This window comes from Sphingomonas sp. CCH9-E2 (assembly GCF_001557215.1).
Taxonomy (GTDB): domain Bacteria; phylum Pseudomonadota; class Alphaproteobacteria; order Sphingomonadales; family Sphingomonadaceae; genus Sphingomonas.
In genome coordinates this window covers 1-5,401 of the sequence record NZ_LSJM01000199.1, presented here as the reverse complement: position 1 = coordinate 5,401, position 5,401 = coordinate 1, and the positions used below count along the sequence as shown (strand labels likewise).

4 protein-coding genes and 1 pseudogene are annotated in these 5,401 nt (G+C 68.6%); all 5 read right to left on the bottom strand.

Going from position 1 to position 5,401, the window contains the following annotated elements; genetic code table 11:
* Positions 1-356, bottom strand: a pseudogene (locus AX681_RS09560) (hypothetical protein); the annotation flags it as partial.
* Complete coding sequence (locus AX681_RS09555) at positions 353-1,063, bottom strand: TrbG/VirB9 family P-type conjugative transfer protein (protein ID WP_066657531.1); 711 nt, start codon at positions 1,061-1,063, stop codon at positions 353-355. The pseudogene AX681_RS09560 and the gene AX681_RS09555, both read right to left, overlap by 4 nt.
* Positions 1,060-1,845 (bottom strand): virB8 family protein, encoded by a 786-nt coding sequence (locus AX681_RS09550; protein ID WP_066657543.1) that lies wholly within the window; start codon positions 1,843-1,845, stop codon positions 1,060-1,062. Before AX681_RS09550 ends, AX681_RS09555 begins: the two co-directional genes overlap by 4 nt.
* Complete coding sequence (locus tag AX681_RS09545; RefSeq protein WP_066657546.1) at positions 1,842-3,104, bottom strand: type IV secretion system protein; 1,263 nt, start codon at positions 3,102-3,104, stop codon at positions 1,842-1,844. Before AX681_RS09545 ends, AX681_RS09550 begins: the two co-directional genes overlap by 4 nt.
* Positions 3,101-5,401 (bottom strand): VirB4 family type IV secretion/conjugal transfer ATPase (locus tag AX681_RS09540; protein WP_066682152.1); only part of this gene is annotated, 2,301 nt, incomplete at its 5' end. The genes AX681_RS09545 and AX681_RS09540, both read right to left, overlap by 4 nt.

Sequence of the window (5,401 nt, the reverse complement as noted above, 5' to 3'; positions counted from 1 at the left end):
CTACATTCCGCCCGCTCCGGCGGCGGCTGCGGCAGCACAAAGGGAACCACGGTGGGTGCGGCGACCGGTGCCGCCGTCGGGGCGGCCGCATCCGCCGCCGGAGCGGGCGGAATGTAGAGCGGCGGCGGTTCGCGCAGCGCGACTGCCGGGTCGGCCGGACGCGCAGTCGTTGCAGATTGCAGCGCGGCACGGCGCGATTCGAGTGCGACAAACAGCAGGATCGCCGCGAACAGCAGCCCACCGCCCAGGATCAGCAGCGACGGCCCGCGCGGGGCCCTGCCGACCAGCGGGCGCACATCGCCCGGCTCGCGCATCGCCGGGCTGCGCCGTGGATCGCCGGTTGCCGACGCGCTCACCGCTTCTTGTCCCGATCGGCGGCAATGCGCAGTGCGGTTGCGACGCGGCGATCCTGACGGAACACGAATTTGCGCGCGATCCGGTCGACCACGACCCGGCCATCGCGGACATGGCCGGTTGCCAGCACTTCCTTGCCATCGTCGCCGACCGCATAGATCGCCGGAAGCGCCGCGCTGGCGGGCCATTCGATCTCGGTCTGCACGCCGTCATCGGCCATCGCGCTCGGGCGCAGCAGCTTGTCGCCGCTCAGACGATAGCGTCCGGGCATGGTGTCCGACGCCGGTGCCGCCGCGCTCGGCACGGCCGCGACCGGCGCGCTGGCGGGATAGGTGAAGCGCACCGCAAAGGGCAGGCCCTCCATCGGCCCGTACGCCGGGACCAGCTCGAACGCATACATGCGGACATCGGTGATCACGATCATGTTGGTCGTCACGCCGGCATTGATCGGCTTCACGAACAGATAATCGCCCCGCTTGTTCGCGGTCGCCTGCCACGCGGCGCTGTCACCCAGCGCAATGCTCTCGATCCGCTCATCGGGATTGAGCGCGACCGTGATCTGATATCCGGGTGCCGCCTGCAGCTGGACCACCTGGTCCGGTGCGAACATCACCGTCTGGACGCGCGGATCGCCCGTGCCGGGCTGCGGCCGGACCTGCGCAAGCGCAGCCGGTGCGGCGAGCAGCAGCAGCGCGGCGACCCACTTCATCGCGCCACCTGCACGGTCGGTGCGGGCGTGGGGGTCGGAGTCACCGCCAGCGGCGATGGCGCTCCGGCCTGCGCGGCCTGCACTGCATCGGGCGTCGGCGCAGGTGGCGTTTCGGGATTGCGCGCATAGTGTGACACGGTGAAGCCCAGCGGGTTGATGAAGCGATCCTCCAGCTTCATCGGCTCACCGGCATAGCGGTAGCGGATCACCGCCACCCAATGCTGCGCCGGGGCGGTCTGGCCATTGGCATCGCGGCGCTGCGTCTCGAATCGCACCAGCGCCGATCCGGCGCCGAGTGGCGACACGCTCTTCACCCGCGTTTCCACCAGGGTGCTGCGTGGCAGGCTGGCGAGCGGGCTGTCGGGGTTCGACGCCTGCACCGACGCGATATAGCGGCTGCGCGCGCGCCCCTCCGACCACAACACCGCGCGGCGGTAGTTGTGCTGGAGCGCGTCGATGTCGAAACTCTCGCGCGCGATCACATATTGCACCAGAAACGATTGCGTCAGCGCGGTGTCGGGCGCGATCTTGTCCGGGTTTACCGGGTTGAGCTGCTGGACATAGCCGGTCTGGCGATCGACCAGCAGGGTGCGGGTCTCGACCGTCTTGAGCGGCAGCATCACGACCAGCGCGATCGCCATGACCAATGCGGCGACGACCGCCACCGCAGCGATGATCCACGCCGTCCGCTGCGACCGGTCGAGCCGGGCTTCGCGATCGGCGGCCCAGCTGCCGCCTTCCCGATAATAGGCGTCGAGCGCCGCGCGTGTGGTCTGTTTCATTTCGTCTGATCCCGGCGCCCGGCGCTGGCTGTAACACGATTGCGCGATCGGCGCGCGGCCCGTTGTCCCAAGCGCGGTGGCGCGTTGGGCGCCTGCCCGGGCACCAGCCGTTCGCCCGGGTTGGTGCGCACCGGTGCGGCGATCGCCTGCACCGCCGCTGCAGTCACTGGCGTCGCCCCGCCGGATTCGCGCCGCTGGGTCGCGATCACCGCATCAGCCACCGCAGCGGCCCGCGTGCGCTCGGCAATCGGCTCGGCGGCGGGGGCGTTGCCGGTGCTGCGTCCCTGAAACAGCCGCTCCATCTCCCGGTTGATCCGCTCCGGCGCGGCACGCCAGCTTGCCGGCAGCTGCAACCCAGTCGCCACCTTGAACGCCAGAAAGATCGTACCGAACGTCGCCAGCGCAAAGATCGCGGTGACCGCCAGCAGCTCGACTGGCGCGCCCGAAATGGTCTGCTCACCCGCACGCCGCGCAACCAGGCTCGCGACCCAAGGTTCGAGCAGCGCGAGTTCGATACCCAGCAGAATGGCGACGCCAAAGCTCGCGATCATCGTCCCCATCAATCCGCGCAGCCACCCGGCGAACCAGCCGCGGGTGGCGTCGAACAAGAGGAACGCGACAAAGATCGGCCCCAGCGCCAGCAGGATCGCTGCGGCAAAGCGCAGGATGATCAGCCCGCCCAGGGTCGCGATCAGGAACAGCACGCGCGCTGCGCCGAGTGCAATCGGCTCAATCGCACCGACCGGATCCTGCGCATTCTCGACCACCAGCTCGTTGCGGCCGTTGAAGTTGCGCTGGCGCATCACCTGCTGATTGCCCTCGCGCTTGCCGACCCCGGCTTCGCCGAGCCGGACCAGCGCACGGTCGACATAGCCGAGCCGCACTGCGCGGTCGCCCAGCGTGCCCGGCAGTCCCGCCGCACCGCCGACTTCGGCGACCAGCTCGCCCGGCGCGCCGAACACCAGGTCATGCGCCAACGGGCGATAGGTTGCCCAGCTCGTCGCCAGCGCCAGCACGATGCCGACCTTGGCCAGCGCCACCACGCCGTCGTGCACGCCCGGCGTCTCGCCCAGCAGCATGCGATAGCCCCAGATCGCGACGAACAGCGTCAGCATGCCGGTCAGCAGCAGCGACGCGCTCGACCCCGGTGTCGCAAGCGCCTGATAGCCGAGCGTCGCGACCGTGCGCGCATGGCAGTCGGCCGCGCCGAGCAGGCTCACGACGAATGCGTCACCCTCGACAATGCCGGGACAGGTCATGCGACCTCCATCAGGCGCGGCAGCCAGTCGGCGGGATCGTCGCCATGTTCGGCGCGGATCGCATCGAGCAGCCGCACAGTGCGCTCGCGCCCGGACAAGATGGTCAGGATCTCCTGCTCGCCCGACAGGTCCAGCCGCGCGACGACGCTCTCGGCGCCATGCTTGATCAGGAAACAGCGGGCATTGTCCGGCAGTGCGCGGATCAGTTCGAACTCGTGCGGGGTCAGGCCGAAGCCGTCGACATAATCCGCCGCGCGCGCCTTGGGGTTGGCCATGAAGATCTGGGTCGCGGCCTGTTCGATGATCGCACTGGCGATGCGGCTTTCCAGCGCGTCCTGCGCGCTCTGCGTGGCAAAGCCGACGATCCCGTTGCGCTTGCGGATCGTCTTTTCCCAATCCTTGATCCGCCGGACGAAGACATCGTCGTCGAGCGCCTTCCACCCCTCGTCCACCACGATGATCGCGGCGGACCCGTCCAGCCGCTCCTCGACTCGCTGGAACAGATACATCATCGCCGGGGTGCGGACCGCCGGATCGTCGAGGATCTGGGTCATGTCGAACCCGACCGCTTCGGCGGTCAGGTCGGTGGTGTCGCTTTCATTGTCGAACAGCCAGGCGCGCTCGCCATCGCCCCACCAGGGGCGCAGCCGCGACCACAGGTCGGCGCCATGCGGACGTTCGCCGCCGCGCAGCAGTTCGACCAGATGGCGCAGGCGACGGTTTTCGCGGGGCTGGTCGAAATTGGCGTCGAGTGCGTCCTTCAGCCGCGCCGCTTCGTCGATATCGACGCCGCCCGCCAGCTGCGCGAGCCAGTCGGCAAGGAACTGGCGATGCTCGGCGCTGTCGTCGAGCTGGAGCGGGTTGAGGCCCGACGGCACGCCGGGGCGCAGCACGTCATACTGCCCGCCGATTGCGCGGATGAAGAGTTCCGCGCCGCGATCCTTGTCGAAGAACACGATGCGCGGGCGGAACTTGCGCGCCTGGGCAAGCAGGAAGTTGAGCACCACGGTCTTGCCCGACCCCGACGGCCCGATGACGGTGAAATTGCCCAGATCGCCATGGTGGAAATTGAAATAATAGGGGCCGGCAGCGGTCGTCTCGAGCAGCGTGACCGCGTCGCCCCAGTGATTCCCGGTGGCGCTGCCGACCGGGAAGTTATGCCCGCTCGCAAGCCCCGCGAAATTGCCGGTCGAGATCAGCCCGCGCCGCGCGATATATTTGAAATTTCCCGGGAACTGCGCCCAGAAGGCGGGTTCAAGCGCAATTTCTTCGCGCACCGCGATGATGCCGAGATCGGATAGTGCCGCCTGCACCTCGGCCACGCCCTGATCGACCGCCTCGGGCGATGCGCCGCGTACGGCGACGGTCATGTGATGCTCGCCAAAGCCGGCGCGGCCCGCCGCGACCTCGTCCTTCGCCTCGCCCAGTTCGGCGCGCAGGCTCACCGCCTCGTCCTCGGCCGAGCGCATCCGGCGCAGCGCGAGGTTCATCTTGGACAAAGCCGCCTGACGATCGACAAAGCCGAAACTGTGGGCGATGGTCAGCTCGAGCGGCAGGCGCAGCAGATCGTCGAGCATCCCCGGCGCGGTCTGGCCCGGATAATCCTTGATCGACACCATGCCCACGAAATCGGTCCCGCTCCCGGCGGCGGGCGAGAGTTCGATCGCATTCTGGCCGAAGCTCACGCGGCGATAGGGCAGATATTCGCCCAGATCCTGCATCGGCAGCAGCACCGGGCGCAGCTCGCCATTGTAGAGCGTCGAGAGGAATTCGAGCGGCTCGGACGCCGGCCCTTGCGGCGTTTCATAGACCGACAGCAGACGGGGACCATAGGCCGAGAGCGCGGCGAACAGCGCCTCGCGCGCTTCGTTCAGCTCGCGCAGATCCTGCGCGCGCGCTGCCTCCGCCTCGATCCCGCTCAGCCCGCCGCGCAGCCGGTCGAGCAGGCCGATCCGTCCCTGCAACGGGCGGCGGACCAGGGTCAGAAACAGGTCGTTGGTGTAAAGTTGCTTGCGCGCCAGCCGCCCGCGCCACGCCGCGTCCAGCCGCTCTGAAAAATCATCCGGGAAGTCGCCAGCCAGCCCCGGCTCGACCCGCTGGCGCACGATATGGTGATAGACGGCGAAGCGTGACGACCCGATCGCCTGCAGCGTCGCGTCACGCAGCCGCTTGCGATAGTTGATCTCTTCGCTGTCGGCGGTCTCGAACAACAGCCCGCCGATCTGGATCACCTGCATCATCAGGCCGTCGCGCGTGGCGATGGTGACGTCGTCTACATGGCGGGCATAGGGCAGATG

What these genes read in the sequence shown, in the direction of transcription:
- AX681_RS09555 (WP_066657531.1), bottom strand. Translation starts at nt 1,063, where the DNA reads ATGAAGTGGGTCGCCGCGCTGCTGCTGCTCGCCGCACCGGCTGCGCTT.
- AX681_RS09545 (WP_066657546.1), bottom strand. Translation starts at nt 3,104, where the DNA reads ATGACCTGTCCCGGCATTGTCGAGGGTGACGCATTCGTCGTGAGCCTG.
- AX681_RS09550 (WP_066657543.1), bottom strand. Translation starts at nt 1,845, where the DNA reads ATGAAACAGACCACACGCGCGGCGCTCGACGCCTATTATCGGGAAGGC.